General features: G+C 60.6%; 23 protein-coding genes. 13 read left to right on the top strand and 10 right to left on the bottom strand.

Features of this window, described 5'->3' with window-relative positions:
* Positions 1-57: 57 nt before the first annotated feature.
* The gene (mobF, locus tag V3B25_RS00380; RefSeq protein ID WP_006375342.1) at positions 58-2,886 is read left to right on the top strand and encodes a MobF family relaxase; all 2,829 of its coding nucleotides are present in this window, start codon (positions 58-60) and stop codon (positions 2,884-2,886) included.
* Between the two features lie 4 nt (positions 2,887-2,890).
* Here the strand turns inward: mobF and V3B25_RS00375 are convergent, their stop codons facing one another.
* The 3 genes from V3B25_RS00375 to V3B25_RS00365 all read right to left on the bottom strand — a co-directional run bounded on the left by V3B25_RS00375 (position 2,891) and on the right by V3B25_RS00365 (position 5,979).
* Complete coding sequence (locus tag V3B25_RS00375; RefSeq protein WP_032971082.1) at positions 2,891-3,481, bottom strand: hypothetical protein; 591 nt, start codon at positions 3,479-3,481, stop codon at positions 2,891-2,893.
* Positions 3,482-3,559: 78 nt separating this feature from the next.
* Entirely contained in the window at positions 3,560-4,015 is a 456-nt protein-coding gene (locus V3B25_RS00370) for a GIY-YIG nuclease family protein (protein ID WP_006375340.1), read from the bottom strand.
* Between the two features lie 176 nt (positions 4,016-4,191).
* The gene (locus V3B25_RS00365) at positions 4,192-5,979 is read right to left on the bottom strand and encodes an adhesin (RefSeq protein ID WP_329809836.1); all 1,788 of its coding nucleotides are present in this window, start codon (positions 5,977-5,979) and stop codon (positions 4,192-4,194) included.
* Positions 5,980-6,235: 256 nt separating this feature from the next.
* Between V3B25_RS00365 and V3B25_RS00360 the strand changes: the two genes are divergently transcribed.
* Genes V3B25_RS00360 through V3B25_RS00345 form a run of 4 tightly spaced genes read left to right on the top strand, consistent with a single transcriptional unit; the run spans position 6,236 to position 9,372 of the window.
* Positions 6,236-7,030: a M15 family metallopeptidase gene (locus V3B25_RS00360; protein WP_006375262.1), complete on the top strand. Its 795-nt coding sequence runs from the start codon at positions 6,236-6,238 to the stop codon at positions 7,028-7,030.
* Positions 7,027-7,308 (top strand): hypothetical protein, encoded by a 282-nt coding sequence (locus V3B25_RS00355; RefSeq protein ID WP_329809834.1) that lies wholly within the window; start codon positions 7,027-7,029, stop codon positions 7,306-7,308. Before V3B25_RS00360 ends, V3B25_RS00355 begins: the two co-directional genes overlap by 4 nt.
* A 54-nt stretch (positions 7,309-7,362) precedes the next feature.
* The gene (locus V3B25_RS00350) at positions 7,363-8,868 is read left to right on the top strand and encodes a site-specific integrase (protein ID WP_329809833.1); all 1,506 of its coding nucleotides are present in this window, start codon (positions 7,363-7,365) and stop codon (positions 8,866-8,868) included.
* Between the two features lie 39 nt (positions 8,869-8,907).
* Positions 8,908-9,372, top strand: coding sequence for a hypothetical protein (locus V3B25_RS00345; protein WP_329809832.1), 465 nt, complete (start codon positions 8,908-8,910; stop codon positions 9,370-9,372).
* Positions 9,373-9,830: 458 nt separating this feature from the next.
* Here the strand turns inward: V3B25_RS00345 and V3B25_RS00340 are convergent, their stop codons facing one another.
* From V3B25_RS00340 to V3B25_RS00330, 3 genes are all read right to left on the bottom strand, one after another.
* Positions 9,831-10,169, bottom strand: a complete 339-nt coding sequence (locus V3B25_RS00340) for a hypothetical protein (RefSeq protein WP_329809831.1) — start codon at positions 10,167-10,169, stop codon at positions 9,831-9,833.
* Entirely contained in the window at positions 10,166-10,477 is a 312-nt protein-coding gene (locus tag V3B25_RS00335) for a hypothetical protein (RefSeq protein ID WP_329809830.1), read from the bottom strand. Before V3B25_RS00335 ends, V3B25_RS00340 begins: the two co-directional genes overlap by 4 nt.
* 68 nt (positions 10,478-10,545) lie before the next feature.
* A complete protein-coding gene (locus tag V3B25_RS00330; RefSeq protein WP_329809829.1) occupies positions 10,546-11,319 on the bottom strand; it encodes a hypothetical protein in 774 nt (257 codons plus the stop codon).
* Positions 11,320-11,430: 111 nt separating this feature from the next.
* Here V3B25_RS00330 and V3B25_RS00325 point away from each other — a divergent pair, with 111 nt between their 5' ends.
* Positions 11,431-11,772 (top strand): helix-turn-helix transcriptional regulator, encoded by a 342-nt coding sequence (locus V3B25_RS00325; protein ID WP_199932855.1) that lies wholly within the window; start codon positions 11,431-11,433, stop codon positions 11,770-11,772.
* Positions 11,773-11,928: 156 nt separating this feature from the next.
* Entirely contained in the window at positions 11,929-13,293 is a 1,365-nt protein-coding gene (locus V3B25_RS00320) for a PIN domain-containing protein (protein ID WP_329809828.1), read from the top strand.
* A gap of 135 nt (positions 13,294-13,428) precedes the next feature.
* Here V3B25_RS00320 and V3B25_RS00315 read toward each other — a convergent pair whose 3' ends face one another.
* Positions 13,429-14,820, bottom strand: coding sequence for a site-specific integrase (locus V3B25_RS00315; protein WP_329809826.1), 1,392 nt, complete (start codon positions 14,818-14,820; stop codon positions 13,429-13,431).
* 412 nt (positions 14,821-15,232) lie between these two features.
* Here V3B25_RS00315 and V3B25_RS00310 point away from each other — a divergent pair, with 412 nt between their 5' ends.
* The 5 genes from V3B25_RS00310 (at position 15,233) to V3B25_RS00290 (ending at position 19,505) form a co-directional block, all read left to right on the top strand.
* Positions 15,233-15,919, top strand: coding sequence for a DUF5343 domain-containing protein (locus V3B25_RS00310; RefSeq protein ID WP_329809825.1), 687 nt, complete (start codon positions 15,233-15,235; stop codon positions 15,917-15,919).
* The gene (locus V3B25_RS00305; RefSeq protein ID WP_329809824.1) at positions 15,916-16,500 is read left to right on the top strand and encodes a Swt1 family HEPN domain-containing protein; all 585 of its coding nucleotides are present in this window, start codon (positions 15,916-15,918) and stop codon (positions 16,498-16,500) included. Before V3B25_RS00310 ends, V3B25_RS00305 begins: the two co-directional genes overlap by 4 nt.
* Positions 16,501-16,649: 149 nt before the next feature.
* Positions 16,650-18,179, top strand: a complete 1,530-nt coding sequence (locus tag V3B25_RS00300) for a MobA/MobL family protein (RefSeq protein ID WP_329809823.1) — start codon at positions 16,650-16,652, stop codon at positions 18,177-18,179.
* A gap of 205 nt (positions 18,180-18,384) precedes the next feature.
* Positions 18,385-18,861 carry a hypothetical protein gene (locus V3B25_RS00295; protein ID WP_329809822.1) on the top strand — a complete coding sequence of 159 codons (477 nt, stop codon included), beginning with the start codon at positions 18,385-18,387 and terminating at the stop codon, positions 18,859-18,861.
* Positions 18,862-19,253: 392 nt separating this feature from the next.
* Positions 19,254-19,505, top strand: a complete 252-nt coding sequence (locus V3B25_RS00290) for a hypothetical protein (RefSeq protein ID WP_046986722.1) — start codon at positions 19,254-19,256, stop codon at positions 19,503-19,505.
* Between the two features lie 154 nt (positions 19,506-19,659).
* Here V3B25_RS00290 and V3B25_RS00285 read toward each other — a convergent pair whose 3' ends face one another.
* Positions 19,660-22,413 carry a UvrD-helicase domain-containing protein gene (locus V3B25_RS00285; RefSeq protein WP_329809923.1) on the bottom strand — a complete coding sequence of 918 codons (2,754 nt, stop codon included), beginning with the start codon at positions 22,411-22,413 and terminating at the stop codon, positions 19,660-19,662.
* A 179-nt stretch (positions 22,414-22,592) separates the two neighbouring features.
* Here V3B25_RS00285 and V3B25_RS00280 point away from each other — a divergent pair, with 179 nt between their 5' ends.
* The gene (locus V3B25_RS00280) at positions 22,593-22,802 is read left to right on the top strand and encodes a hypothetical protein (RefSeq protein WP_329809821.1); all 210 of its coding nucleotides are present in this window, start codon (positions 22,593-22,595) and stop codon (positions 22,800-22,802) included.
* A 69-nt stretch (positions 22,803-22,871) separates the two neighbouring features.
* Here the strand turns inward: V3B25_RS00280 and V3B25_RS00275 are convergent, their stop codons facing one another.
* Positions 22,872-23,192: a hypothetical protein gene (locus tag V3B25_RS00275; RefSeq protein WP_049463018.1), complete on the bottom strand. Its 321-nt coding sequence runs from the start codon at positions 23,190-23,192 to the stop codon at positions 22,872-22,874.
* A gap of 128 nt (positions 23,193-23,320) precedes the next feature.
* Entirely contained in the window at positions 23,321-24,310 is a 990-nt protein-coding gene (locus tag V3B25_RS00270) for an MDR family oxidoreductase (RefSeq protein WP_329809922.1), read from the bottom strand.
* Positions 24,311-24,355 lie beyond the last annotated feature (45 nt).

Here is a 24,355-nt window from a genome sequence, read left to right as displayed (position 1 = left end):
TGCCAACTCTCCGTTTTCTGGGACCTTGGAACAGTCAACGTTCTTTAGGGGAGCCCCATGATCAATCGCACGCCCATCAATGCCAAGGGCCAAAACTCGCACAGTGGCAACATGTTCGACTACATGCTGGCCACCGAGCGCCTGACCATCGACAGCGCCGTGGCCTATTACGCCGGCAGCGGTCCCGATCCGCGGCAGACGCTCAACTGGGGCGGCAAGCTCGCCGCCGAACTCGGCCTGGAAGGGCAGCCGGTCACCCGTGAGGTGATGGAAAAGCTTGGCAAGGGCTTTTCTCCCACCGGAAGGCCGTTGTGCAAAAACGCGGGCAAGGAGCCCCAATTGGTTATCAAAACGGATCGCTGGGGAAACGTGCGGTTGGACGACGACGGCAAGCCGATGGAGAAGTGGGAGGGGGGCCATCGGGTGGGGTTCGATCTGACCATTTCCGCCCCCGGGGACGTGAGCGTGGCGTTCGCGCTGGCGGATGATCGCGAGAAGCTGGCCATCCTGGAGGCCCACCGCCAGGCCTGCGCCGTCGCGATGCGCTACATCGAGAGCAAGGTAGAGACCCGGCGCGGAGAAGCGGGCGTAGACGTTATAGGCACGGCGGGATTGGTTTGGGCAGCCGCCGACCACGTCAGCAACCGGAACGTGGAATCCGACCTGCACACCCATCATCTTGTGTTCGGGGTTTCGAGGGGCGAGGACGGTCGGTGGGGCACCTACGACGCAATTGAGATCTATCGTCACACCCGCGCTGCGGATCACCTCTACAAGGCCGAGCTCTACAACGCAATGAAAGCGTTGGGCTATGGGATCCAGCGGGAACGGGAGGTGGACGTGATGGGGCACGAGACGGGCCAGATTCTCACCACGATTGCCGGAATCGACCGGGAGCTGGTGCTTAAGATGAAGACCCGCCGCCAGGAAATCCTGGACTACGTCAAAGAACACCCCAACGCCAGCCACGACGAGGCCTGCAAGGCCACCCGCAAGAAGAAGGAAGAACCGCCCTTCGAGCAGGTGGTCAAGGACTGGCAGCAAACCTTGTCCAACATCGCTAAAGAGCACCCGGAGCTGGTTCCCACCACCCAGTCGCTCAAGCAGACGAAAGGCCAGCACCTGGACCCGCATACGTTTGACGAGGTTTTGAAGCGCATGCACGAGAACGAGGCGATGTTCTGCGAGCATAACCTGGTCCGGGAGTTGGGGATGGAGTTCGCCGGGCAAAAGAACTCGGAAGAGGTTCTCCAAATGGTGAAAGAGTTCACCGAGCAGGACGATCTGGTGCGCGTGAAACCCGAATACCTCCACAAAGAGGACCGTGGCGCTAGGCTGGCACGAAGGCACAGTGAGGACCGTTTTTCCGCCACCTGGATGGTCGAATTGGAGGCCGAGATCATCCGCCGCTCGAAGGAGCGAGAGAGCGAGACGGACCTGAAGCTTTTCCGCTCCACCGTGGATCGGGAGATCGCCGCTTACGAAAAGCGAAAGGGGTTCACCCTCACAGAGGAGCAGAAAGCCGCCATCGGTCACCTCACTTACGGCACGGCCGGTGTGGGGGTCATGTCGGGGTTGGCCGGCACCGGCAAGACCACCGTGGCCGAGGTCTACAAGCAGTGCTTCGAAGCCGAAGGAAAGCAGTTGATGGGCTTGGCCGTGTCGGGTAAAGCCGCGGCCAAGCTGGAAGAAGAGTCCGGGATGCCCTGCATGTCTGTTGCAAAGTTCTTTTCCCAGATCCGGCAGGGCAAGGTTGCTCTGACGAAGAAGGACGTGGTGGTGCTCGATGAAGCCGGCATGGTGGCCACCGATGACACCTTGAAACTCATGACCTACTGCCAGGGGGTGGGCGCCAAGCTTGTCATGCAGGGAGACAGTGACCAGCTTCAGCCCATCGCTGCGGGCAACGGCTTTGAGCTCGCGAAGATGGCCTTGGGGGACAAGAAACTGACCGAAATCCGCCGGCAGAAGAACGCTGATGACCTGACCACCGCCAACAGCTTCTACGAGCGGGACGCCGAGGGAAAGGTCAAGAACATGCGACGCGGGCACCGCAGCCGCCAAGGCACATTCCATATGGGCGAAGAAATCCTGAACAACCTCAAGCAACGCGACTGCATCGACGACTTCGGCACGGACAAGCAGGCCATCAAAGCGTTGGTGGACGATTACTTGAAAGACAAGACGCCCATGGACGAGAAGCTGGTCTTGGCCCACACGCGCTCTGAAGTCAAGGCGCTCACCACAGGAATCCGAAAGGGGCTCCAGGAACAAGGCGTGCTGGACAAGGAGGAATTCACCTTCCGCTCGATCGTGAAAGGGCAGTGGGAGGACCTGACGCTCTCACGCCGCGACCGTGTGATGTTCACGGCGACCAACAACGACTTGGGCGTCATCAACGGCACCGAGGGCACGGTGGAGAGCATTCGGAAGGACAAATCCGGTGGCTACGACCTGGTGGTGCGCATCGACTCTTCGAACCCGAAAGAGGACGGGCGCATCCTGAAGTTCAACACCAGCGAGCACAACGCCTTGGCCCACCGGTATGCCATGACCGTTCACAAGGCGCAGGGGCAGGGGAAATCCGAGGTTTACCACCTGGCCACGAACATGGGCATGCTCGACCAGCAGTCTGCCTTGGTGGCGTTCACCCGCCTCACCAAAGGCAGCTACCGCATGTATACGACGGACAACGTGATGGATCGCTTGGCCGAACGGCTGGGAACCGAACGGCACAAAGAAATGGCGCTGAGCGTCGGACTGTCCAAGAGGCAGGCCGTCCCGGTGCATAACCTGGTCCAGGACGTGGAAGAGTTGTTGGCAGGATTGAAATCGCAAACCCAGGTGCCGGTAGAAAAGCATCGGGGCGCAGTGCACAACCATTGAATGGTTAGTCCATTGCCAGTCGGTCTTCGATTTCCCCGTCATCAGTCTCTGTGAAGAAAGCGAAATTGACCGCATAGAGTTCAATGATGGATTTCATGATGGTAGAAATCCTTGAGTCCGCCATGGATGTTGATTTCGCTTTGAAGATGAGGTGGTAGATGGCGGCCCATGTCGCTGCGCTGTCGTGAAACTTGATACGATTTCGCGGGCCAAGAAGCGAGCGGAATCTGCCCTCGGTAACCAATGCCTCAGCGGATTCTTCATGAACTACTTCGCATGAGGACATGAATAGGCGGCAGTTCTTTGGGATGCCAGACAGAAGTTCAGCCAGTCGCTGATAGGTGACTCCTTCTTGATTGGTCGTGTCGATGCCGTTCTTGTCCCCATGAGCAGAGATGTGCAGGTATCTGTATCCTGAGGCCCTGAAATCTCGAACTGCTGCCTTGAACTCCTTTCGAGTGCGGACATACGAATACTTGGTCTCCTTCCCGTGGAGACGAAGAATCTGAGCTAAGAAGACACCCTCAAACCGGCCATTGCCCTCATCATTCGGATAAAGGGATTCGATGATGTAAACGTTGGGGGTGGTCTTCATTTTTTTAGGTGCTTTGTTTGAAAGCCCATTCTGAGGCAAGAGTCGTTCAACTTGTCAACGGGGGAATGGCGTCTACGTTTACCCAGTGATGCAGCGGGCCAGCAATAAGACACTGGTCCCCGCCACTACCCACGGCCACCACCCCACGCATTCGGAAGGGGCTTTCACCGGTGTTCCCAGCTGCCACCGCCGCTGATGGGCCAGCCATCGCACGTGGGGCGTTGCCCGACGGTGGGGGTTGACCACAATCCCTGGCGGCTTAGCGTAGATGCGCCACCCCTCCCGGGAGGCCTTCACCCGCCACGCCTGCTCATACGCTTCGGCTTCCGCCCTGGTGGCGGTCACCACCTCCAGCGCATGGAACCGGAAGGGACGGTGCCAGCCGCCTTTGGGGGAGCGGTGCTGCTTCTCCCGCTGCTGCGGGTTCGAGCTTTGGCCGATGTAGCAGCCCCCGTCGTCGAACAGCAGGGCGTAAAGGGTGCGGGGCAGTGCGTGATACTTCTCGCTGCGTCCGAGGTTGTGGCGGTGGGGCATGGTCTCTCCGTGAGTAAAACGACCCACTCACGAATAGATCAGAATCTTGAGTTGGCAAGCCTGCTGCGAAGGGTTCGAGACGCCTATAGGCATTCATGTAAGCACTTGGCAACGAACAAGGGCCCCGAAGGGCCCTTGCCGAGACACGATCACCTCCTTTTCGCTGCTGACATTCGTTACCAGCCGATGGCCCAGGCTGCGCCCATGGCCGTGTCCTGCCCGCTGCGGGAAACCCCGATCGAGAAAGCCGATGGGGATCCGCGTGGGGTGGTCACGTCGCGGGTGTAGCCGATGGAAATGGCGGCTTGGCCGCTGCAGCCACCGACGCCCACGGCCAGGCGGTTGCGGTTCTCCCCATGGATGGCCGACGTTGAGGTGGCCATCTGGGCGTTGGCTTGGGCCATTGCGCAGACACCGCTCACCCGCTTGTCGAGCTGGCGGAAACGGCGGTCCGTCTGGTTCCAGCGGTCGTCTTGCTCTCGCTGGTAATCCCACAATTGGCCACCGTTGATCGCGTCCGTGGACCCTGCGGCGATCGCCCCCGCTGCCACCCCGGTTACCCGCTGGTTGCCGGCGTTGATCCCGGATCGGGTGACCGAGGGGCCGCCCTGGACGGTGAAGCCGGCGCTGTTGTGGATGGTTCTGGCGACCTGGATCGAGCCCTGCTCGGACAGCTCAACGGTGTCTTTTAGTGCAACGGTTTGGGTGCCGTTCCCGTTGTCTGTGACTTCGATGTTGGCCCCAGCCACCGCGGTGCTGCTTCCGCCATCCTTGCCGTCTTTACCGTCCTGGCCTGCGGGACCTTGCGGACCGGTCGGACCGGTCGGACCTTGCGGGCCCTGCGGGCCGGTGGCGCCACCACCGCCGCCAGGGTTCTGCTCCAGCTGGTGAACGCGCCCGTCGAGATCGTAGATAGCGCCGGCCACGGTGGTGTAGTTGTTCCCGCTGCTCAGCTGGTAGTTCGGCGCCACGATCACACCGTTCACTACGGTAGCGCCAGCGCCCAAGGTTTCCACGGCGGTGCGCAGTTGGCTGACGGCCACGGCGTCGTTGTCCGCTTTGCCCAAGGCAACCTGGGTCAACCGACGGTTGCCGAACGCTGCGGTCTCTTCTTCATCGCACGTAGTGTTGGCGCCCACGGCCACGCATCCCCTTGCGTTGGCCACGGCCCGTGGCCCCAATACCACGCTTTCCGTGGCGTTGGCCGTGGCAGACGCGCCGAAGGCTGCAGAGTAGGGCGCAAACGCCTGCGCCCATGGGCCCACGGCGGTGCCAGCCTCGCCGGCAACGCCAGCGCCGTAACCGTAGGAACCCGCGAAGTCGGCAGTGGCGTTGGCACCGGGCCCTACAGCCGATGCGCCTTCGCCCTCGGTCTGGGATCCGGCGCCCAACGCAAGGTTGTTAACGCCTTGCGTAGTCGCCCCGATGCCGAAAGCCGCTCCACCGTTTCCATTGGCTCTTGCGGATGGCCCTACAGCGGTCCCGCCATCCCCGAGCGCGCGGGCACTAGAGCCGATGGCCACACCGGTGATCCCGCTGGCCAGGCTGTGCCCGCCAATGGCCACCGCGGAATCGCCGGTGGCTTGGGCTTGGGGTCCGACGGCGACGGCGTAAACCGCGAATGCCTGTGCGCGAGAGCCAATGGCGAGCGCATGTGGGCCCTGCGCTTCGCTCAAGAATCCCAGAGCGGTTGTGCTGCACCCGCGGGCGGTGGCGCGATTGCCCACCGCGGTGGCCCCAAGACACTCACCCGGAACGCCGTTTTCATTCACCTCCACCCCGCCATCGGCGAGGGCGTCTGCCCCGATGGTCGTGGCCCCTATGGTCAACGATTGAGCGCGGTCGCCCACCGCGATGGTCTCGGGTTTGGTGGCAACGGCACCGTTGCCCACTTGAACCTGGGCTTGCGCCGTGCCAGCAACAAGGCCTGCCAGCAAAGCGCAGTGGATGAGGGAGCGTTTCATGGGGTGGCCTCCTGGGTCTGAAATGAGTGAGCGTGTGCACTCACGAATAGATCAGATCCTGGAATGCGCAAGCCCCCCCCCAACGAAACTTCCCGGCGCAACGGCAGGAGGGGCCGGTGCGCCAGGAAGCGGTGGGGCCGACTTTTCCCCACCCCTGTTCTTCTACGACAGGGAAAAAATTCCGCAAGCCCCCTTGCGCGTTTTCGATTCTCCGCTTGCATGGGTGTATCGCTCATGTGAGTAAGGAGGCCTACTCATGTTTCAACGCTTGTTGCTCGCGCTCGCACTGGCCAGCGCACCCGTCTTGGTCCACGCGCACGCGCCAGCCACCGATTCCGTTGAGGTCCACGGGAAGAAGCCTGGGTTTTTCAAACGCCTGTTCCACCGCCACAAAGACGCCCCGCAGTGGGACGGTGTCCAGCCCGAGCTTCGCTCAGCGCTGGAACGCATCGCCTTGCAGATGAAGGACGAGGGCTACGACCTGCGGCTGATGGAGGGCTACCGTTCTAAACAGCGCCAGGCCGAGCTGCTCGCCAGCCAAAAGGGCGTGACCCAGGTGGGGCCAGGCAGCAGCTGCCACAACCACGGTTGGGCCGCGGACATGGTCATCTACAAGCGCGGGCGCCCTTCTTGGGACCTGAAGGACGAGCAGGTGCGGCAGGGCTACCAACGCTTCGGTGAGCTCGCCCAGCAGGCGGGATTGAGGTGGGGCGGGGCTTGGAAGAGCTTCAAGGACATGCCCCACGTCGAGATGCGCAGCGAGTGCCTGGTAGCCATTCGTGGCGGATCTGCCCCCCGCCGATCGCTGCAAACAGTGATTGCCAAGGCCGAGTCAGTGTCTGACGCACCGAAAGCACCCCGTTGGGCCTGGAGCGTCGATTCCGAGCTGGCGCCGGACTGGGCGTGCGAATCCGTGCTTTGCAGTGTGTCGTGGGCGACGGTGAGCCGGCCATGGAGCTATGGCGTAAGGCCGCCGTTGAAAGGACTCCGTCCAGAACCGTTTGCTGAGGCGTCCTGTCCCATGGCCCCAATTGCCCTGAGGCACACATGAGGAAGCGGTCCACCGGATTGCTTCCCTTTTCGGCGGAGAGTGGGGGCGAACGGGTCATCTGCCCTGATCGCGCCGGTTTGGAGAAGATCGAGATTGGCGATCCCAAGGGCGGCAAAAACGGCTGGATCCGTTGCACCGCAAGGGGTATGCTCATCGTGGGCACATTCAAGGGCACCTCCCAGATTCGTGAAACCCAAGCCGTCCAAGGGGTGAGGGCACTTCTCAAGGAAGTCCCACTCTCTCCGCCAATCGAGCTTAACTCGTTGATTTTTATTTGAAATCATCGGTTTTAGCGGATTGGAAAGCAGGAAGCATGCAGAGGAAACACTCGCATGCGCATTCCTCATCATTTGAGCCGGTCTTCCACCGGCCGCTGGTCGTTCGTCCAGCGTGTCCCTGTCGATCTTCAAGCCGTGCTCGATTGCCGGCTCATCAAGCGGACTCTCAAGACCAAAGACCTCGCCCAGGCACACGTGCGTGCAGTCGTGCTTGGGGCGGGCTATGCTCGGCTCTTCGCACAGTTGAAGGATCAACGCGTGGCCAAGCTCAGCAAATCGGACGCTGACCTGCTTATTGCTCGATTGACGAGCGCGGAGAATCTTCAGGAACTGACGCTCAACCGAACCCGCCAACCGGATGGGACGGTGACCGAGCAGTGGCAGATCGACAGCCCGAAGGACCTGAAGCTTTATCGGCAGCTGATGGAACTGGAAGCACAGGGTGGGGCAACCGCCCAGCCGCCGCGGCTCCCAGTGGCCGCCTTCACCACATTCGGAGCGTCGCATCAGGCCACCCCGGCTCGGCAGCCACATGCGCCGGCCATCGAGACGATGACGCTGGGAAAGGCCAGGGATGCGTTCCTGGCGACCCTGAAGGGCTCGACGCTGCCGAAAACTTACACGATCAAGAAGACGGCGGTTGAATCCCTGGTGAGCTTCCTGGGTCCGAAGGCAAAGGTCCATGCCATCACTCGCTCAGATTTGGCGCGTTGGTATCAAGGCATGCGCGAGAGGGGTGCTTCGACCCCGACCCTCACGAACAAGCAGTCGTATATCGGTGGGCGAGGAGGCTTTTTTGAGTGGGCCATGGCGTCGGGCCACTACCCGAAGGGCGACAATCCTGCCTCCGGCCATGTCAGCTATTCCCAGCGTGAGAAGCGGGCCCGGAAGAAGCTGGGCTTTAAGGCGTATGACCGTGCCCAGATCCAAGCGTTGTTCGCGCCCGAGGCGCTCGCCAAGCTCTCAGAGTCGGCTCGCTGGGCCTCCCTCTTGGGACTCTATACGGGGGCGAGGGCGTCAGAGGTCGGACAGTTGCTGGTCCGAGACGTGTTCGAAGAGGACGGCATCCCGTGCCTCCGCGTATCGGACGAAGGCGAGCATCAGAAAGTCAAAACGGAAGTGAGCCTTCGGACGGTGCCCCTCCATCCTGAGCTGCTCAAGATGGGCTTTCTGAAATGGGTGGACGATAAGCGGAAATTCGGCGAAACCAGGCTGTTCCCGGCTACCAAGGCTACTGCCGTGAACGGCCAAGGCAACTGGATCACCAAGGCCTTCAGTCGGCATCTGGTAGAGGTGGGGAAGGGGTGGGAGCCAGCGAAGCGCGGGTTTCACTCACTCCGAAAAACGTTCATCCAAGAGTTGCAGGGGGCTGGTGTGGTTTCAGAGCTCCGGGCACAGATCGTTGGTCATGAACTCGATGACGAGCATCACTCAACTTACAGTCGAGAGTTTACGGCGAAGGAGAAGCTCAGGGGTATTGGGCCCGGTTCTCGCGGCTTGGACACAGTTGAGTATGGGCTTTTTCACCAATCCGGATTCACAAGTAGCCGCTCGTCATAGCCTGGGCGTTTAGTCAAAATCTTACATGTGGAGGTCATGATGTCGAATACGTCAAAGCCCGATGCGTTTGTGTTTTCCCTTGTGGTAAAGGCTGGTTCCGCTCGCTCTTTGGCGGTGGCTATTCCCACATACGGCGAGGCGGAAGTGCTTGAGGGAGCCGAAGCAACTGCTGTGGCTATTAAGCGGCGCTATAGTCTGATCACAGACCTGGTGCTTGTCCGGGAACAGGTAGCACTAAATAAAGAAACATTCTTTGAGGTCGCAGAATCGAAGTTCTTTAGCCTTAGCGCGGATGTTGAGGTTGTTGAGATCCTTGCCTTTGTTGGTGGATCGCTGGCTCCGATTCCGGTCAACTTCCTTGTTCGTAGAAAGCAAGGAGGGCTTGCCCTCTACACGCGCCCGAATCTCGCAGAGGCGGTTGGAGATGCACTCGCAGAGGAAGAGTTAGCTACCTGGGCGAGGACGCCCCGCCAGATTCCGAAGCCACGGGGCGTAAAGCCGTAACATTGCCGGTGCGCTTAATATGATGCTCCGCAATGAGCACAGGCACCTTGCCTACTAACTGGTCCTGCCACAGGGTGGCATTGTCAGGTGAATAGTCAGAGGCCTTGCTTTGCCAATGGCTGATGCACATATCAGTTGCCCTATCTGCTTCTTCCTTTGCTTCTTCTGCGGGCAATCGCGCGAGGCAGCTTAAGAAGGCTTGATTCCAGAACGATTCAATGTTCATTGTTGGGCTCGTGGCTTGTGTAGGTCCTTCTTTTATGCGCATTTGTTTTAATGTCAAGTTGCAAGGTCTGCTCCGCTCGCCCGGCCCTGAAATCTCGGATAGCGATGGGGATAGGAGTCGCCATTGGGACCGGATCCGAGCCAAATGATTAAGCCGCCCGAGGGCGGCTTTGACTTAGGGGCGATCGTGTGGGGGTTGTCTAGAAAAGTCGGAGAGCTCTACCTTGCGAGAGCTACTGAATCAGTTGTGCGTAAAGCACGAAAAGGAACATCGGCAGCCCGCTCAGCACGGCAAACGCTCCAGCAGCGCCCATGAGGGTCAGCAGTGTCATGGCCCACCACTGCCACCATGAGAAGCCCTTGTCCCGCGCCTGGGCTACCCGGGCTTCTGCCGGGTAGAGCCGAGCCGCCTTCCGGCTTGCGCGTCGGGCCATGAGCGGCCCAACGACGAATCCGAAAGGTCCAGTGAGGAGCAGGGCACCCGAATACCACCAGAAAAATCGGTCCCGTGGCGTCATGAGATTGCGGCGGGCGGGCACCGGTTGGTCAAGCAGGGGAGGGGGCACGCTCATTTGGCGTAGGCCCTCCAGCTCCCTGACTCCTTCGCATACCTAAGGTTCTTGCTGACCGGAATGGGCATCTGACGGCCGCCGATATCGATGGATACTTTCCCCCTGGTGTCGCAGCGGTAGCCCTCCACGTCTTGGGCCTCGACGCATCCGGTCACTTCGAAGTCGCGGATGTCGCCAACCCGTCCAGCCCCGCTTTCCTCCAGAAGGGTGGCGAGTGCCCTTTCGGCATCGTTAGTAGACGGCGGGCCACCGCAAGCAGTGAGGGTAAGTGCAATGGCCAAGCCGGCCAGGGGAAACCTTGCGTTCATGGGTCAATCCTTGAGGGTGATGATGGGGCGGCCATAGGCCGCCCTGAATGGATGGCGAAAGACAGGGCTTACCGGTCGCGGTTCCCGTCTGCCTTAAAGCCTGCAATCCAGAGTCGGCTGTCCTTGAAGGGCGTCAACATTCCCGATGGGCCGGGGTGCAGATCCGATGTTTGAATGAAGCCGCTGACCCAAGCCACGCGAAGGGCCACGTCGACCGCCCGGTCGGACACACCTGGACGGCTCACGTTGAGGACGAACGGCTGGCTGGGAGGGTTGGGGCCGGTAGACCGGCTGGCCCCCGTGTTGGGCTTGGCGGCAGGCACCCGAACGCCCATCAAGGTATCCCTGCCTTTCCACAGCGCGGCGCTGTTGAGCTCGGCGGTGTCGCCCAAGTCGTCTGTCTCGGTCAATGGCGCGTTCGCGCAGGTCCGGAAGGTCTCTGTCGTGGAGGCGGTAGCGCTGGTCCAGATCCGGGCTTCCGCGGCCCAGCAGGGCAGCGTTGTGCCCCATTCAACATAGGTCAATGCCACCCGGGGCCAGTCCAGCCGGCCTTGTTGTGCGAGCTGGTGGTTATCGGACTTGAAGAGCCCGGGCAGCTTCCCTGCACCGGTGACCGGGGTGTAGATCGGCTGGTTGCCAGAGGCTTGGCCGGCGGTAGCGCCGGTGGGCTTCGCTCCAATCATCTGGCCGCCAGCATCCTTCAAGCTCTTCCCCAGCTGCCTGAAGAAGCCGGGCTGTTCCGCCTGCTGGGAGGACTGGTTGGCTTCTTGGGCCGATGCGCTCTGGCCACTCAGCAACAGCGCGGCCGCCAGAGCGGCGGCCATCCTTGTGGTGTCCTTCATTAGGTGCCCCTGTAGACCGCCACGCCGGCGGCATTTACGATAATCGCAGATGTGCAATCGGGTTCCAACGGTCAGACTTGGGAGGAGTTCAGCTTTGGTGCAAGAATCCGGATGCAGCCCAAAACGCCTACGACGGTCTATGGCAAGCGCCTGCGAAGCGCTAGGCTCGCCAAGCGCTGGACGCAGGCCCAGCTGGCGGAGCGGATTGGGATGGTGGACTCCGTCTCGGGGGCGACCCGAGTGAGCCGCTACGAAACAGGGCAACATGACCCTGATCCGGCGACCTCTCAGGCGTTAGCTAAAGCGCTAGGTCTTCCGGTCGCTTACTTCCATGCAACCTCAGATACGCTGGCCGAAGTGATTTTGTTGGTGTCCAGGCTGCCGGTCGCCAAGCAGAAGGAAGCCCTCCAGCGCCTGAAGGACATGGTGGCTAAAGCGGAGGCCGGGCGTTGAGGGTGGCGCTCTAAGAGCAGCCATCGAGGCCTTGGCTCGGTCTTGCTCTTCGGTTGTCTGAAAGCCAATGGGCCCTGCCTTGAGGAGGCCGGTTTTGCTATCGGCAGGAGACCGCTGGTGAGTGGAATGCGGGGTGATGGGAGGGCAGAATGGGCCATGGACTCTATTCAACGATTCGCCTTAGACACCAACTTCTTCCTCCAAGTGAAGGCGGCAGAACTTTTGCCATGGGACGAATTGACAAACGCGGCAAAAGTCGAGCTCTTCCTCTTGGACGAAGTGATGGGCGAGCTTGATCACCACAAGTCGAACGGCAACAACCGGGCAGCCAGGCGGGCGCGCGGTGTCTTCGAAAAGCTCGATCCCCTAATCGATGGCGAGATCGATGAGCTTGTGGTTAGGGAGAGTGGTCCTCGGGTCGTCTGGCTGCTCGCTCCTTTCTTCGATCCTGAGCGTGCCAAGCCCGCAAGCTTGGACCTCTCATCGGCGGATGGAAGGATCGTGGAGCAAGCGTTCGCGTTGCATCAAGAGTGCGGAAGCGTCGTGTTCCTGACCCATGACCGACTTCCAAGAAGAATGGCCAAGTCTGTTGGACTGCCCTTCAAGAAGATCCCCGAATCATGGCTTCTTGCTCCTGAGAATGATGAGCGTGATAAGGAAATAGCCAAGCTCAAAGACGAGTTGAAGGTTTGGAGCAACCGCTTCCCCCAAGTCGAAGTTCAACTGTTTCGGGATGAAAAGCAGGTCGACCGGATATCCGGTTCGATCCGTCAATACCGTCCTTTATGCGACGATTTCATCGACACTGCAGCAGAAATCATCGAGAGTCGCTTTCCTGAGGAAAGTGCCGGCGTGCCGGGCCAGGTCACGGTAACGAGGCAGAGTGATTTGTTGGCTTATCAGCAAGCCCGCCGGGAGTGGTGTAAGAGTGTCCGCGAACGGATTGAGAAGCTTCCTGCCAGACTCAATCTTGACCAGGGATTGTTTGAGCTGACCCTATCTGTAAATAACTTGGGCGGTGCTCCCGCCGAAGGGCTGACGCTGGAGGTCCTCGTGGAGGGGCCGATGATGCTTGTCAATGACAAGCTGAAGGAAAAGTGGTTTCCTCCAGGCATTCGGTTCACACCGCCACAACCGCCAATATTAGAACGCTATTCTGGTTTTGAGCGGTTCAGCCGACCCTCCCTTCCTGAAGTCGCGGACCTTCACCGACATTTCAACCCTCACCCTGTCCCGCGTGACCCAGAGCGTTTCTACTGGGACTACGCTGAAGATGCGATTCTATGCAAGTCTGCGGAAGGGAGCTGTGTAGACTTTCGGCATCAGGCGCGTGCGGTGAATCTACCCATCATCCTCTTCCTTCCTCAAGGTGAAACCGAGCCTCGAGGCTGTCTGCTGATTCGATGGTCTGCTAGGAATATCCCGAGAGCTCTCGAGAAGAAGTTTTCGATCAACTTGGCCATTGACTGGAAAGACAGCGAGGACGATGTGAGTAAGCTGGTGATTGGTGGCGAGATCTAGTATTGGGCATGGCGTTCGAACAGCCGGATCTATCTGTTTGAGATGTGACGCGAAATGCTGGGATTAGCTATGTGGTGCGTCCGTCACCCGCCACAGGTCACCTAGTCCAGTGGCGGGCAAGGGGTCGAAGGATAATCAGGGGTAGAACTTACGAGGATCGGACAACGCTGCCTTGAACTGCCCCGCTTGGTAGACCGGAAGCACCACATCAGGGCGATACTTCTCTAGGACTGCGATCTGCTTCGTTCGTGCCTGCGCTGGCTTCTTGTGGAAATAGGCCTCGTGCAGCACAGGGACCCGCTTGCTGATGGAGTGGCCGGTGACCAGGGCAATGTCCTCATCGGCCACCCCCATGTGATGCAGCTCCGTGGCAAGGGTATGCCGGAAGGCGTGGAACCCGACGCCTTTAGGAAAGCCGAGATCCTTCATGTATCGGCTGAACTGGTTGAGGACGCCTTGGCTGTAACGGGCGTTGGTGTCGCCATTGTCGCGTCGCACGCCGGCAGACAAGTGGGGGAAGAGGCGAGGATGGCCACAAGCTCGGATGTCCTCCACGAACGCCAGGAAACCAGCATCAAGCAGCGGTTGGGGAATGGGGAGCGTCCGAACGGCTGCTTTGCCTTTTAGGCTTTGGCGGCTCCGGTTCCTGTCTCTGTGGCTCAGGTCCGCGTCTACCGTCTTCTGGATCTTGATGCACCACACACCAGCCTCTTGGACGATGTCGTTCAACTTCAGCTGAGCGACTTCATTGATGCGCGCTCCCGTGTGGAGTCCAATCATCGGCACCCACCACCGATGGGGCGCTTTCATGGCCCAGGGGATGAATGTGTTGGGGGCAAAGATGCGACGCAGATCTTCTTCGTCAAACAAACGCTCGGCCTTGTCGGGGTCAATGACCAGGTCCTTCTTCGCTTCTGGGAAAAAGTGCATGGGAGAGCCCACAATGGCTTTTGCCTTGTCCAGCCGGCCAAAGAAGGTGACCAGGAACCGTCGATGCTTTTCTACGGTGGCCGGTGCGGGCGGCTGGACGCGGAGCGCCTTCCCCTGAGCCACCGCCTGCTCATACGTGAAGTTCCGATACTGAGGGTCCGACTGGAGAAGAGGTGGAGCCCAACGCATCAGTTCCCAGAGTCGGTAGATATGCACATGGTCGACCCGCGACACCGGAATATCCCCGCAGGCCATCAGGAGCATCTTCAGTGATCGCGCTGTGGCCTCGATGGTGTTGCGTGTCAGGCCCATGCGCTCGCGGTCCGCCAGGTAGTCCCGGATCTCGATAGACAGCAATCGAGCGGGGGCGGCGACGGGGAGAGGCTCAGGGTGACGCGTGCCATTCTTTCCAAGGAGCGCTCGACGGGTCCGCTCGCAGGCGTCGTTGATGATCTCTTGAGCATGGATGGCGGCTTCTCGGCCAGTCACGATCATTTCGCCGATGCGGACGCGGCCAATGCGCACGTCCGTCAGTTTGAGGGTGCCTGTTGGGTCTGCGAGGTAGGCGTTGAGGTGTTTCGAGGTGGGGGAGGTCACTGCGTTGCTTCCATCTGAAGGATGGAAGTACAGATACTGCGGGCCTAAAAATCGTCAACGAAAAATCGGCTCTTTATTCACGGCCTTAGGCATCGCCTGAGAGGTGCCATTTTGCGCCTTGACCTGGCTAATCGTACCGCCCCTAAATGCGGTGACATATGCAATCAAATCAATGGCTTGTATTCGGCGAAGTGGCCCATTTCCGGAGTCATTACCGTACTGTTTAAATGAAACAGACTAACAAGTAACCGTTGTCAATATGAACGATAGATAAATGCCGTTCAAACGTTGTTAGTTTCTTTGCAACGCTTTCATATCCTTTCGTTGTCAGCGATTGGTGCTGTTGCTGGAGGCGGGCCATCCACTATGGCAGGCCAAACTAAGCTGACCAACCTATCAAGGAGCGATACAGATGGCTGATGCAGGTTCTGAGGCGGCGGTTCAAGACAAGGCGGGCCAAGATAAGGCCGCGCGTAGAAAGATCCCTGGCGGACTTCCTTACACCACCAGCCCGGGGGTTCTGAAGGGCGTTCTTGACAAGATTCCGCATTCCGAGAAGCCCCATGTCTTCAACACGGATTTCATCTCGACTGTCCTTGGTTCGACGGGAGGTGCCGCACGACAGGTCCCGCCGATTCTAAAGACCGCGGGCTTGCTCAGCCAGTCGGGCGCTCCGACTGAACTTTATTCTCAGTTTCAGACAGACTCAGGGCGATCCGCAGCCGCAGTTCAGATCCTCAAGAATGGTTTCGCAGAGGTGTTTAGAAGGAACCAGTTCGCCCACAAGGCGGATGAGGCGACCCTGACTGACATCGTCGTGTCGGTGACAGGACTTCCGAAGAAGGACGCAGTGGTTCGCTATATCATCAACACGTTCAAGGTCTTTCAGGAATATGCCAAGGGCGCGCGCGATAACGATGTGGCAGAGGTAGAAGTCACTCCAGTTGAACGCGAGCCTGCTGTGCCGCTCTCACCGCAGGAAGCGGTGGCAAGGACGATGCAGCTTGCCTACAACATCAACGTTGTCTTGCCGGAAACCACAAACGTTGAGGTGTATAACGCCATCTTCCGAAGCCTGAAGGCCAATCTTCTGACATGAATGACCACACGATCGAGCTCTTTGTGCTCAAGTGCGCGGTCATTCAATCAGGATTGAATGCCGACAACATAGCTCTAGACCCTGATCTCGCTCCGCTGGATTCCGATGAGCGGCTTGAGCCGTTTATCAGGCAGTTCGATGCTAGCAACAGAAGAAACGCGGCAAAGATGTCCAGGTATTACGAGTTGTTCTATCTGCTCGAAAACGACATCAGGCGTTTAATCGTGGACACGATGGAGTCCGCTCACGGTTCCGATTGGTGGAGCACGCATGTATCCCAAGGCGTCGCGGACGAGGCTAAAAAGAACCAGAAGCGAGAGGCTGATGCAGGCGTTTCTAGTCGCTCTGAAGACAACATCGACTACATCACGTTTGGCCAGCTCGGCGAGATTATTCGCGACAACTGGGGTGACTTCGCTGGGATGTTGAGCAACCAATCTGCTGTCAATCGCGCTCTCTCCGGTCTAAACATGCTTCGTGGCACCATTGCACATTGTGGTGTGCTGGCTGAAGACGAGGTTGACAGGTTGAAGCTTGCGATCCGGGATTGGTTCCGGGTGCTGGAAGGTCCGCGAAACTGATCTCTGAGAATCTTGAGCACAGCAAGAGCGCACTTAGGCATCCTGACGGATGCGTGCGCCAAGGGCTTCGCCCCTGGGACCCCAAGCCGCTTTGCGACTTGCCAAAAGCAAAAGATGTTCCATAAAGACCCTTGTTTCCAAGGAGGTTTATGGCCATCTTTCACGCCGCAATCAAGGTCTTTAGCCGAGGCAAAGGCCAATCCGCTGTCGCCGCAGCCGCCTATCGAGGTGGCTTGCTGCTGTCCGATGTCATCACCGGGCAGCAGCATGACTACCGCCGCAGGAGCGGCGTCGTTGAGACTTTCTGCCTCGCTCCCCCAGATGCACCCGACTGGGCGCTGGTGCCCGGCGAGCTTTGGGCCGTGGCCGAAGCTGCCGAGCGCCGCAAGGACGCCACGGTCGCCCGGGAGTTCGAGCTGTCGTTGCCCCATGAGCTTTCGGACGAACAGCGTGCACATTTGGCGTTTTCCATTGCCGAGGCGTTGGTAGACCGCTACCAGTTCGCCATCCAAGCCAGCATTCACTCGCCTGGGTCCCCGGACGGGCTCAATCATCATGTGCATTTGCTTGCCAGCACTAGGCGCATCGGACCCGACGGATTTGGCGAGAAGACCCGAGAGCTGGACGGAGGTGTGTCTGGGAAAATACAGGTCCAGTGGGTCCGAGAGATGGTCGCGGAAACGACCAACGCACATCTTGAAGCGGCTGGCCTGACGGTCACGATTGACCACCGCAGCTTGGCAGAGCGGGCTCGGGCGGCGTCGGAGCGAGGAGATGAGCTCCAAGCCGCGGCCCTATCCAGGGAGCCCACGAAACACCTTGGAAAAGCAGCAACTGCGCTGTCCAGAAAGGGCATGGACAGCCGGTTGGTAGCAGAGAACGACGCCATAGAGCTCAGCAACGCCGAACATCTGGACCATCTCACTATTCAGGCGGGGTGCGAGTGCAGGGCCATGCCCATGCATCCGCCAGTCGGTCATGGCCCAGGTGGCCGACCGCCCTCCATACAGGGCTTGGCTCCTGGGTTGGAGATTCGAGGCGTGTCCGGGATGCGGCTGTCTCAGGTCGTGGCCCGCCAGCACCAAGCGACCGAAGAGCAGTGTCCGGTCAGTCTCGCCGAGCGCGTGGCTCAGGCCCTGCGTGACCTCCAGGACATCGCGCGCGCCAGGGCAGACCTGTCGACCCAGCGCATCCGTGCTGGTCTCGAATGGGTTCAAGCAGAACTCGCGCGGGCTGGGGAGACCGTCCCGTTACGGCAGTGGATCACCAAGGCGGTTCTCCAGGTCCGGGCACTGCGAGCGGCAATCCTGGGGCGTGCCTTGCGATTGGTGTCGCTCGGTAGGGCTGAACGCCTACATCACCTGGCTCAGCACGAATGGGAGCGCTTCAACTCCGACTATCCAATGGGGGCCAATGGCTATTCCCGACCCGAATGGACGCAGCGCCGGGAGCGCCGCCTGTCTGCGCTGGAGCAACGGACCAAGGAGCTGGAGAAGGCGCGGTTGCGCGGGTCGGCTGAGGCGCTGGCAGAGGTCGATGCGGACATCCTTCGCAAGGCGGAGGAGTTGGAGGCGATGCCGTCACCGTCGCAGTTCTTTCTTCAGCGCCAGGTGGCCCCCTCGGTTACCGCGGACTCCCCACTGCCAGTTTTTAAGCCCCGGCCGCCCACCCTCCATTGAATGAACGAGCCCCGCATCTGCGGGGCTTTGTCTTTCAGTGGATCGCCGGTCCAGAAGGCTTTCGAGGGGAGGGGGCAGGAGCCAAACCGCGTGCTTTGCGCCATTCCTCTTGCGAAATGAAAGTGGGCGGCACTTGATCGCGGCTTACGGTCGCAGCCCGTGGAGTAGCGCGGGGTCCGGCGCTGGGCGCATAGGTGTGTTGCGCTTGGCCAGCAGGGGATGCGGCGAACCGGCGCATCAGTGCGGCCGCTACATCAAGGGCGTGCTGAATATCGGCTTCGCGCTCGGCGACATCTCTGGTCCCGCTTTGCGCTATAAGCGCGGGAAGAAGACGGCTGGCGATGCGAAGTTCTACGTTGGCGGGCATTGGATCTCTGAAACTCCGAGTGTGAAGGGTCTTCACATCGAAGCACTTCGTCGAAGATTGGCAAGAGCAGGGAATCCGCCTTGGTTCACAGATCTGAAACCTGCGTTGCAACGCCTAGGAATGCAGGTGACGGGTTGCCGAGAGGCCGAGCGTCTGCGGACTCACTTAGCTGTCTATCCCGTCATCCACGTTCTGCGGGCGTCGGGGAGTGGTGTGCTGGGCATGGCAGGCGCTGGTAAACAGGCCGAGCGGGCGGCTATGATCGAGGAAACATTGAAAGGAAACCTGCTCAGCAGGCTTTCTGCAACGGTTTGAAGGAGTTGGATCGAAGGTGATCCGATCCCACTCTCTCCGCCAGGATTCCAGAAGGCCCCTAGTGATAGGGGCCTTTTTGTTTTCTCAGGCTTCCCTACCTGCGCAGCTGTCCTCAACTGAGGACAGGGATGGATGCAAAAAACTCTCGGCAAAGAATCAAGAAATCGATTCAGACCGTTGCTGCAGTGGAAGTGATCCCGCTGTTTCACGCGGGGTCTGATGTCGACGGCGCTGCTGCGGCTCAAGCAGGAAGTGGTGCGCGGTATCCCTGTGTTCTTGCTGAGTCGGCGGATAAGAAGCGCCCCCACTGGAGCGGTGGGATGTTCCGAGAGACACCAGCACAAAACGCCGTTTACTGAGCTAGTATTCAGGTTTCACGGACAGGACTAATCATGAGTGAAATGGATGCGGTGGACCCGGCTTCGGCAGAACAGTCACGAGTAGAGAGTGAGACGCTGCCGCTTGTCATCCAGACGGTCGGAGGTTTGTCGGCCGCGGTTGGCGTCATCAGCATCGTGTTGGCGCTTACTGGCATTGTTCCCTGGCTTTTGGGATCAGGCGTCTCCGCGCTTCTTGCTGCGCCTTTCCTCTATGGCTTTGCGGACATCGTGCTCAGCTTGAGAAAGCTGTGCTCAAAGCGTTGATGCAGGTGCTGGAAAAGGATCCATAAGCCGGCCCAGTGCCGGCTTTCTCTTTGTGGGAAAGTGGGAGTCCGTGGTCCTGCCGCCCGCTACAGCCGGCCGCTCACCGCTGAGGTGTGGTGTCTGCGTGCTCGAACGGATGGCATTTCTTGGACGGCTACCCGCGTCGCCCAACCTTCGGCTTGTTGTGGCACAACGGATAACTTGAGCACGACCGGAAAGCCCCATGCGGCCCATTGCGGTCCACAAACACGCCGACCTTGCACACTGGGCAGCGTTCTTCATTGATGGCCACGCCAGACAGGCTTGTTATTTCCACTGCCCCGTCCTTCACCAGCTCGTCCAGGAACGGCGAGCGCTTCCCCTGCAGGGTGAACATGGCCACCGACCGTCGCGCCCGCGTCAGCGCGACATAGAACAACCGCCGTTCTTCGCTCAGTGGGTAGGTATCCCCATCCGGCATTGCCAGGGAAAGCACCGGGTCATCCGCGCGCAGGCTCGGGAAGCTGCGGTTGATCATGCCCGGCAGGATCACGTAGTCCGCTTCGCGCCCCTTCGATCGATGTGCGGTCAGGAACTCGACCTCCATCGTGCTGCCGAAGGCTGTCTTCCAATCCGAAGGCATCGCGCTGCGATCGGTGCGGTAGCGCCCCAGGATGAAGACCGTCACGCGCCCGTTGCGGCCCTGTGGAACGGCACCGGACAGCAGCTGCTGATGCAGCTTGGCGAGGTACTGGCGAACGCCATCCTGCACCTCCTCACGCCGATTCATCTGGAACGCCTGCAGCACCGGGCCCATGGCCGTTGCAGCTGAGCGAACTGCTTTGGCGATCTGCGCGGGGTTGCGGCTGATGAAGCGGCTGGACACATCGCAGAGCGCCTGTGGGCAGCGGAACGTCTGTTCCAGTTTCAGCACCTGGCCATGGCCCATCCACTCGCGGAATCCGGTCATCACCGAAACGTCGGCCCCGGCGAAGCGGTTGATCGACTGCCAGTCATCGCCCACTGCAAACAGATGGCGGCCCGGTTGGCTGACCAATGCACGGCAGAGGCGTGCGCGGGCGCGCGAAGCGTCCTGGAATTCATCGGCCATCACCAGCTCGTAAGGCGATTCGTAGCGGCCCTGTTCCAGCAGCCCGGCCGCCATGTTGAGCATGTCCTCGAAGTCGATGCCGCGCTCCTCAGCCAGTGCGTTGTCCCAGGCTTGGAAAACCGGCCCTGCGATTTCCAGCAAGCGACGGTGTCGCTCCTTGAACTGATCCTCGGGCATCTGCCGCAGGCGCGCGGCCATGTCATCCAGCGTCAGGCAGTTGCTCTTGGCATGGGCAATGAAGGTGCGCATCAAGCCGATCAGGTCCGCATCGGGCATCGGTTTGGCGCCCTGATCGGGCAGCTCGCGGTCCGGATTCGGGTCGAGCTCGATGTCACACTCGCCAAGCTTCTCTGCGAGGTCCAGCAGGGCATGCCCGCTGCGCAGGCCAAGCGAGGTTGTCTCGACAAGGGCCGTGCCGCGCGCTGCATGCTGCTGGCGTGTCCAGCGCATGCCTTCGGCATAGTCGGAAACGTGTTCCGGCGGCTGACCATCAGCATCCAGCGCAAAGTGCTCGTGATACAGCCCGGCGTCCGGGTAATAGAAGTCGGGACGATACTGGCGATGGGTGTCTGTCGCGGTATCAAATTCGTAGCGTCGCTCGTAGTCGTACGTCACGCCGTTGTAGAAGAGCCAGTCGGCGATGACGCACTCTTCCAGGCTCTTCACCCGTTCCCCCTGCAGGGTGCGGATGTAGGGCGTGCCATCGCGGTCGTAGCCGTCGGCCTCCATTTCCGCGCCGAATGGCGGCAGGTCACGCCCGAACACCAGGCGGAACATATCCCACTGGGTGCGGAAGTGGGTCGAGCGATCCTTCAGATCGTCCACCAGTTCGGCCAGCTTGTTGAAGCCCAGCGTGGCGTCAGTGGTCCATTCGGGGATGTCGGGCTTGCGTCCGGTGGCCTTGGCGACGATGGCCAGGCCGAGGGCGTGGAAGGTCCGGGCTTCAACCACGGTGTCGCCCATGCCGAGCCGGTCGAAGCATCGCTGCGCGCGCTCTTCAAGCTCCCTGGCGGCATCCTTGTTGAAGGCGAGCATCACGATCCGTTCGGGTTCGACGAAGCCGCGATCGATGGCATAAGCGGCCTTGGCGACCATGGTGGAGGTCTTGCCAGAGCCGGCTGCGGCCACGACCTGCACGCGATTGTCGAAGCATATGACCGCGCGGGCCTGTTCGTCGGTCAGCGGCTTGCTCTCGACCCGGTCCAGGAAGTCCTTGGCCAGTACCCGTTCGCGCGCTGCCATGGTTGCGTTGGCGTCGGCCCACGCCGCGGGCCAGTCCAGCTGCCAGTCGTGCAGGGCGTCCAGTGCTGCACGGTGGCTGGGCGAATGCAGGTCCTCGTGCACATCCTCATCCAGGAACAATTGTTCCAGCTCGCGCGGCGGGAGCGGCAGGGCGGGGCGACCGGCCAGCAGTGCCTGCTGTTGTTCGTGCGTGATCCAGCGGCGGCCGGTGCTGCCCTGGTCGATGAGGGCATCTGCCTCGGCCAGCCACGACTGGATCTGCTCCAGAATCGTGTCGAACAGTGCCTTGCGCCCGCGCGTGGTACCCGCAAAGCGCACCTGCTGCAGCGCTGCCGCAAGCCGGGAAGCCTGGCTGTTGGACAGTCCATCCACGGTCAGGACGCCGTCGCCCTGGGTCTGCAGGACGACCTTGGCCCAGAAGAGTCCAGGGATGACCTGCACGCGCTCGTCGTCAGCCACGTGTTGCCGGTACTGGCGACCTTCAATCAAAAGCTCAACATGTTCGCCGTCAAGTCGCAGCCACCAGTTCGGCGAGCGGGTCACACGTAGGCCCCAGCCCGAGGGGCGCCATTCCATAGACATCCAGATACTGCCTTGCGTACGTCAACTGGGCTTTGCAGAGCCCTTACCCCTCCATGATAAGGGGCCTTGACCACGCGCGTGGCCTTTCGCTTCATGGTCGGCCGTACGACCGGTTTCATTGACGTGGGCGAAGGCCGTTGCCAGCATGAAGCCTGTGGATGTGGACGCCGATCATGGAAATCGACTGGAACAGTGTGGGTACCTTGAAGCACACCGTCGGCGGCTACGATATCCGCACGGATGCACTGAAGATTCTGGTGACCGCTGCGATGCAGGGGCACGAAGGTGATGCCTCGCAGATGCGCATCGAAATGGAGGACGGCGTCGTGTTTCTGCCAGGCGAGATCAGGCGCCTGGCACTGGCGCGGAGTCGCATCCGCTAGCCTCGCCGGTCGGCACTGGACCTGGTTGCCCTGCGGCAGCTCCAGGTGCCAGCACCTGCCGGCACGGAATCACTCGTAGACGCGGTCCTGCCTTGTTGGAGGCACCTCAACCAGGTCTCCCCGCCGGATCAGCTCATCCAGATCCACTGCCGATGCCGCCAATGCCTCCTGCGCATCGAAATCCCATTTATTCCTGTACTCACGTGCCAGGAGATCGCAGACCGCCTTGGCGCGCTGGTAGGCATCGCTCTTCGCGTCATCCTGCATCAGCTCATCGCGATGGATCTGGCAGAGCATCAGCTGGTGTGCGTCTTCGCCGCGCTCGCGCTCCCAGGCAATGTCGGGCAGGCCGGAAAGAGCGGTCGCAAGTGCGAGTGCAGTCATTGACATGGCGGTGTCCACAGTCGGCGGAAACCTGAGCGTATGCGAGCAGCAGTGGCAAGCGGCCACTGCCGCACGCATGGTTTCATGGCGTGTTCACCATTCGTTGCCGGATGGAATCCGCTGGGGAGGCTTCCTCAGGCATTCACATCCACCACCATCCGCCCACGCACCTTGCCCGGAATGATCTGCTCGTAAACCTCAAGCACGTCGGCAAGCCCAATCAGCTGCACCGTGCTTTCAAGCTTCTGCGGATCCAAGTCGGTGGCAAGCCGGTCCCACGCGCGCTGGCGGACGTCCTGCGGCGCATTCACCGAATCCACGCCCGCAAGGGTCACGTTGCGCAGGATGAAAGGCAGCACCGAGCCGTGCAGCGCATCGCTCTGCGCCAGGCCGCAGGCGGCGATGGCGCCACGGTATTTCGTTTCGGCAATGGCGTTGACGAGGGTAGGGCCGCCGGCCACATCCACCACGCCGGCCCAGCGTTCGGAGCTCACCGGACGGTCGCGCGGTTCCGAAAGCTGCGCGCGGTCGATGATTTCGCTCGCACCCAGGTTGTGCAGATACTCAGCATGCTCCGGGCGCCCGGTGGCGGCCACCACGCGATAGCCCAGCTTTGAAAGGATCGCCACCGCAATCGAGCCGACACCGCCGTTGGCGCCGGTCACCAGCACATCGCCCTTGTCGGGCGTCACGCCGGCATGTTCCAGGGCCAGCACGCACAGCATGGCGGTATAGCCCGCGGTGCCGATGGCCATGGCGTCGCGGGTGCTCAGGTTGCCGGGAATCCGGTTGAGCCATTCGCCGCGCACACGGGCGCGCTGTGCAAGGCCGCCGTGGTGACTCATGCTCAGGCCCCAGCCATTGAGCAGAACGCGGTCGCCTGGCTTGAAGTCGGCCCTGCTGGATTCCAGCACCACGCCTGCCAGATCGATGCCGGGAATGAGCGGGAACGTCCGGATGACCGGGCTCTTGCCGGTGAGGGCAAGCGCATCCTTGTAGTTGAGCGTGGAGTACTCGACCTGCACCAGGACGTCGCCGTCCATCAGATCGGCCTCATCAAAATCGACCAGATCGGTCGAAACCTGGTTGTTCGTCTTGCGGGCGAGCAGTGCTTTGAACGTCATGGAGGGGCTCACATTCAAGGAATGGGGCCATGCTAGGCTCGCACC

The sequence above is a fragment of the Stenotrophomonas sp. SMYL8 genome (assembly GCF_036320065.1).
Classification (GTDB): Bacteria; Pseudomonadota; Gammaproteobacteria; order Xanthomonadales; family Xanthomonadaceae; genus Stenotrophomonas; species Stenotrophomonas maltophilia_A.
The sequence above is the reverse complement of the archived record's forward strand: the minus strand, read 5'-3'. Positions and strand labels throughout refer to the sequence as shown.

Excerpts from the sequence above, each read along its gene's own strand:
- V3B25_RS00365 (WP_329809836.1), bottom strand. The coding sequence starts at position 5,979 with ATGAAACGCTCCCTCATCCACTGCGCTTTGCTGGCAGGCCTTGTTGCT.
- V3B25_RS00375 (WP_032971082.1), bottom strand. The coding sequence starts at position 3,481 with ATGAAGACCACCCCCAACGTTTACATCATCGAATCCCTTTATCCGAAT.
- V3B25_RS00285 (WP_329809923.1), bottom strand. The coding sequence starts at position 22,413 with ATGGAATGGCGCCCCTCGGGCTGGGGCCTACGTGTGACCCGCTCGCCG.
- V3B25_RS00370 (WP_006375340.1), bottom strand. The coding sequence starts at position 4,015 with ATGCCCCACCGCCACAACCTCGGACGCAGCGAGAAGTATCACGCACTG.
- mobF (WP_006375342.1), top strand. The coding sequence starts at position 58 with ATGATCAATCGCACGCCCATCAATGCCAAGGGCCAAAACTCGCACAGT.
- V3B25_RS00335 (WP_329809830.1), bottom strand. The coding sequence starts at position 10,477 with ATGAACGCAAGGTTTCCCCTGGCCGGCTTGGCCATTGCACTTACCCTC.
- V3B25_RS00280 (WP_329809821.1), top strand. The coding sequence starts at position 22,593 with ATGGAAATCGACTGGAACAGTGTGGGTACCTTGAAGCACACCGTCGGC.
- V3B25_RS00355 (WP_329809834.1), top strand. The coding sequence starts at position 7,027 with ATGAGGAAGCGGTCCACCGGATTGCTTCCCTTTTCGGCGGAGAGTGGG.
- V3B25_RS00330 (WP_329809829.1), bottom strand. The coding sequence starts at position 11,319 with ATGAAGGACACCACAAGGATGGCCGCCGCTCTGGCGGCCGCGCTGTTG.
- V3B25_RS00310 (WP_329809825.1), top strand. The coding sequence starts at position 15,233 with ATGGCTGATGCAGGTTCTGAGGCGGCGGTTCAAGACAAGGCGGGCCAA.
- V3B25_RS00305 (WP_329809824.1), top strand. The coding sequence starts at position 15,916 with ATGAATGACCACACGATCGAGCTCTTTGTGCTCAAGTGCGCGGTCATT.
- V3B25_RS00345 (WP_329809832.1), top strand. The coding sequence starts at position 8,908 with ATGTCGAATACGTCAAAGCCCGATGCGTTTGTGTTTTCCCTTGTGGTA.
- V3B25_RS00320 (WP_329809828.1), top strand. The coding sequence starts at position 11,929 with ATGGACTCTATTCAACGATTCGCCTTAGACACCAACTTCTTCCTCCAA.
- V3B25_RS00340 (WP_329809831.1), bottom strand. The coding sequence starts at position 10,169 with ATGAGCGTGCCCCCTCCCCTGCTTGACCAACCGGTGCCCGCCCGCCGC.
- V3B25_RS00300 (WP_329809823.1), top strand. The coding sequence starts at position 16,650 with ATGGCCATCTTTCACGCCGCAATCAAGGTCTTTAGCCGAGGCAAAGGC.
- V3B25_RS00270 (WP_329809922.1), bottom strand. The coding sequence starts at position 24,310 with ATGACGTTCAAAGCACTGCTCGCCCGCAAGACGAACAACCAGGTTTCG.
- V3B25_RS00325 (WP_199932855.1), top strand. The coding sequence starts at position 11,431 with ATGCAGCCCAAAACGCCTACGACGGTCTATGGCAAGCGCCTGCGAAGC.
- V3B25_RS00360 (WP_006375262.1), top strand. The coding sequence starts at position 6,236 with ATGTTTCAACGCTTGTTGCTCGCGCTCGCACTGGCCAGCGCACCCGTC.
- V3B25_RS00350 (WP_329809833.1), top strand. The coding sequence starts at position 7,363 with ATGCGCATTCCTCATCATTTGAGCCGGTCTTCCACCGGCCGCTGGTCG.
- V3B25_RS00275 (WP_049463018.1), bottom strand. The coding sequence starts at position 23,192 with ATGTCAATGACTGCACTCGCACTTGCGACCGCTCTTTCCGGCCTGCCC.
- V3B25_RS00290 (WP_046986722.1), top strand. The coding sequence starts at position 19,254 with ATGAGTGAAATGGATGCGGTGGACCCGGCTTCGGCAGAACAGTCACGA.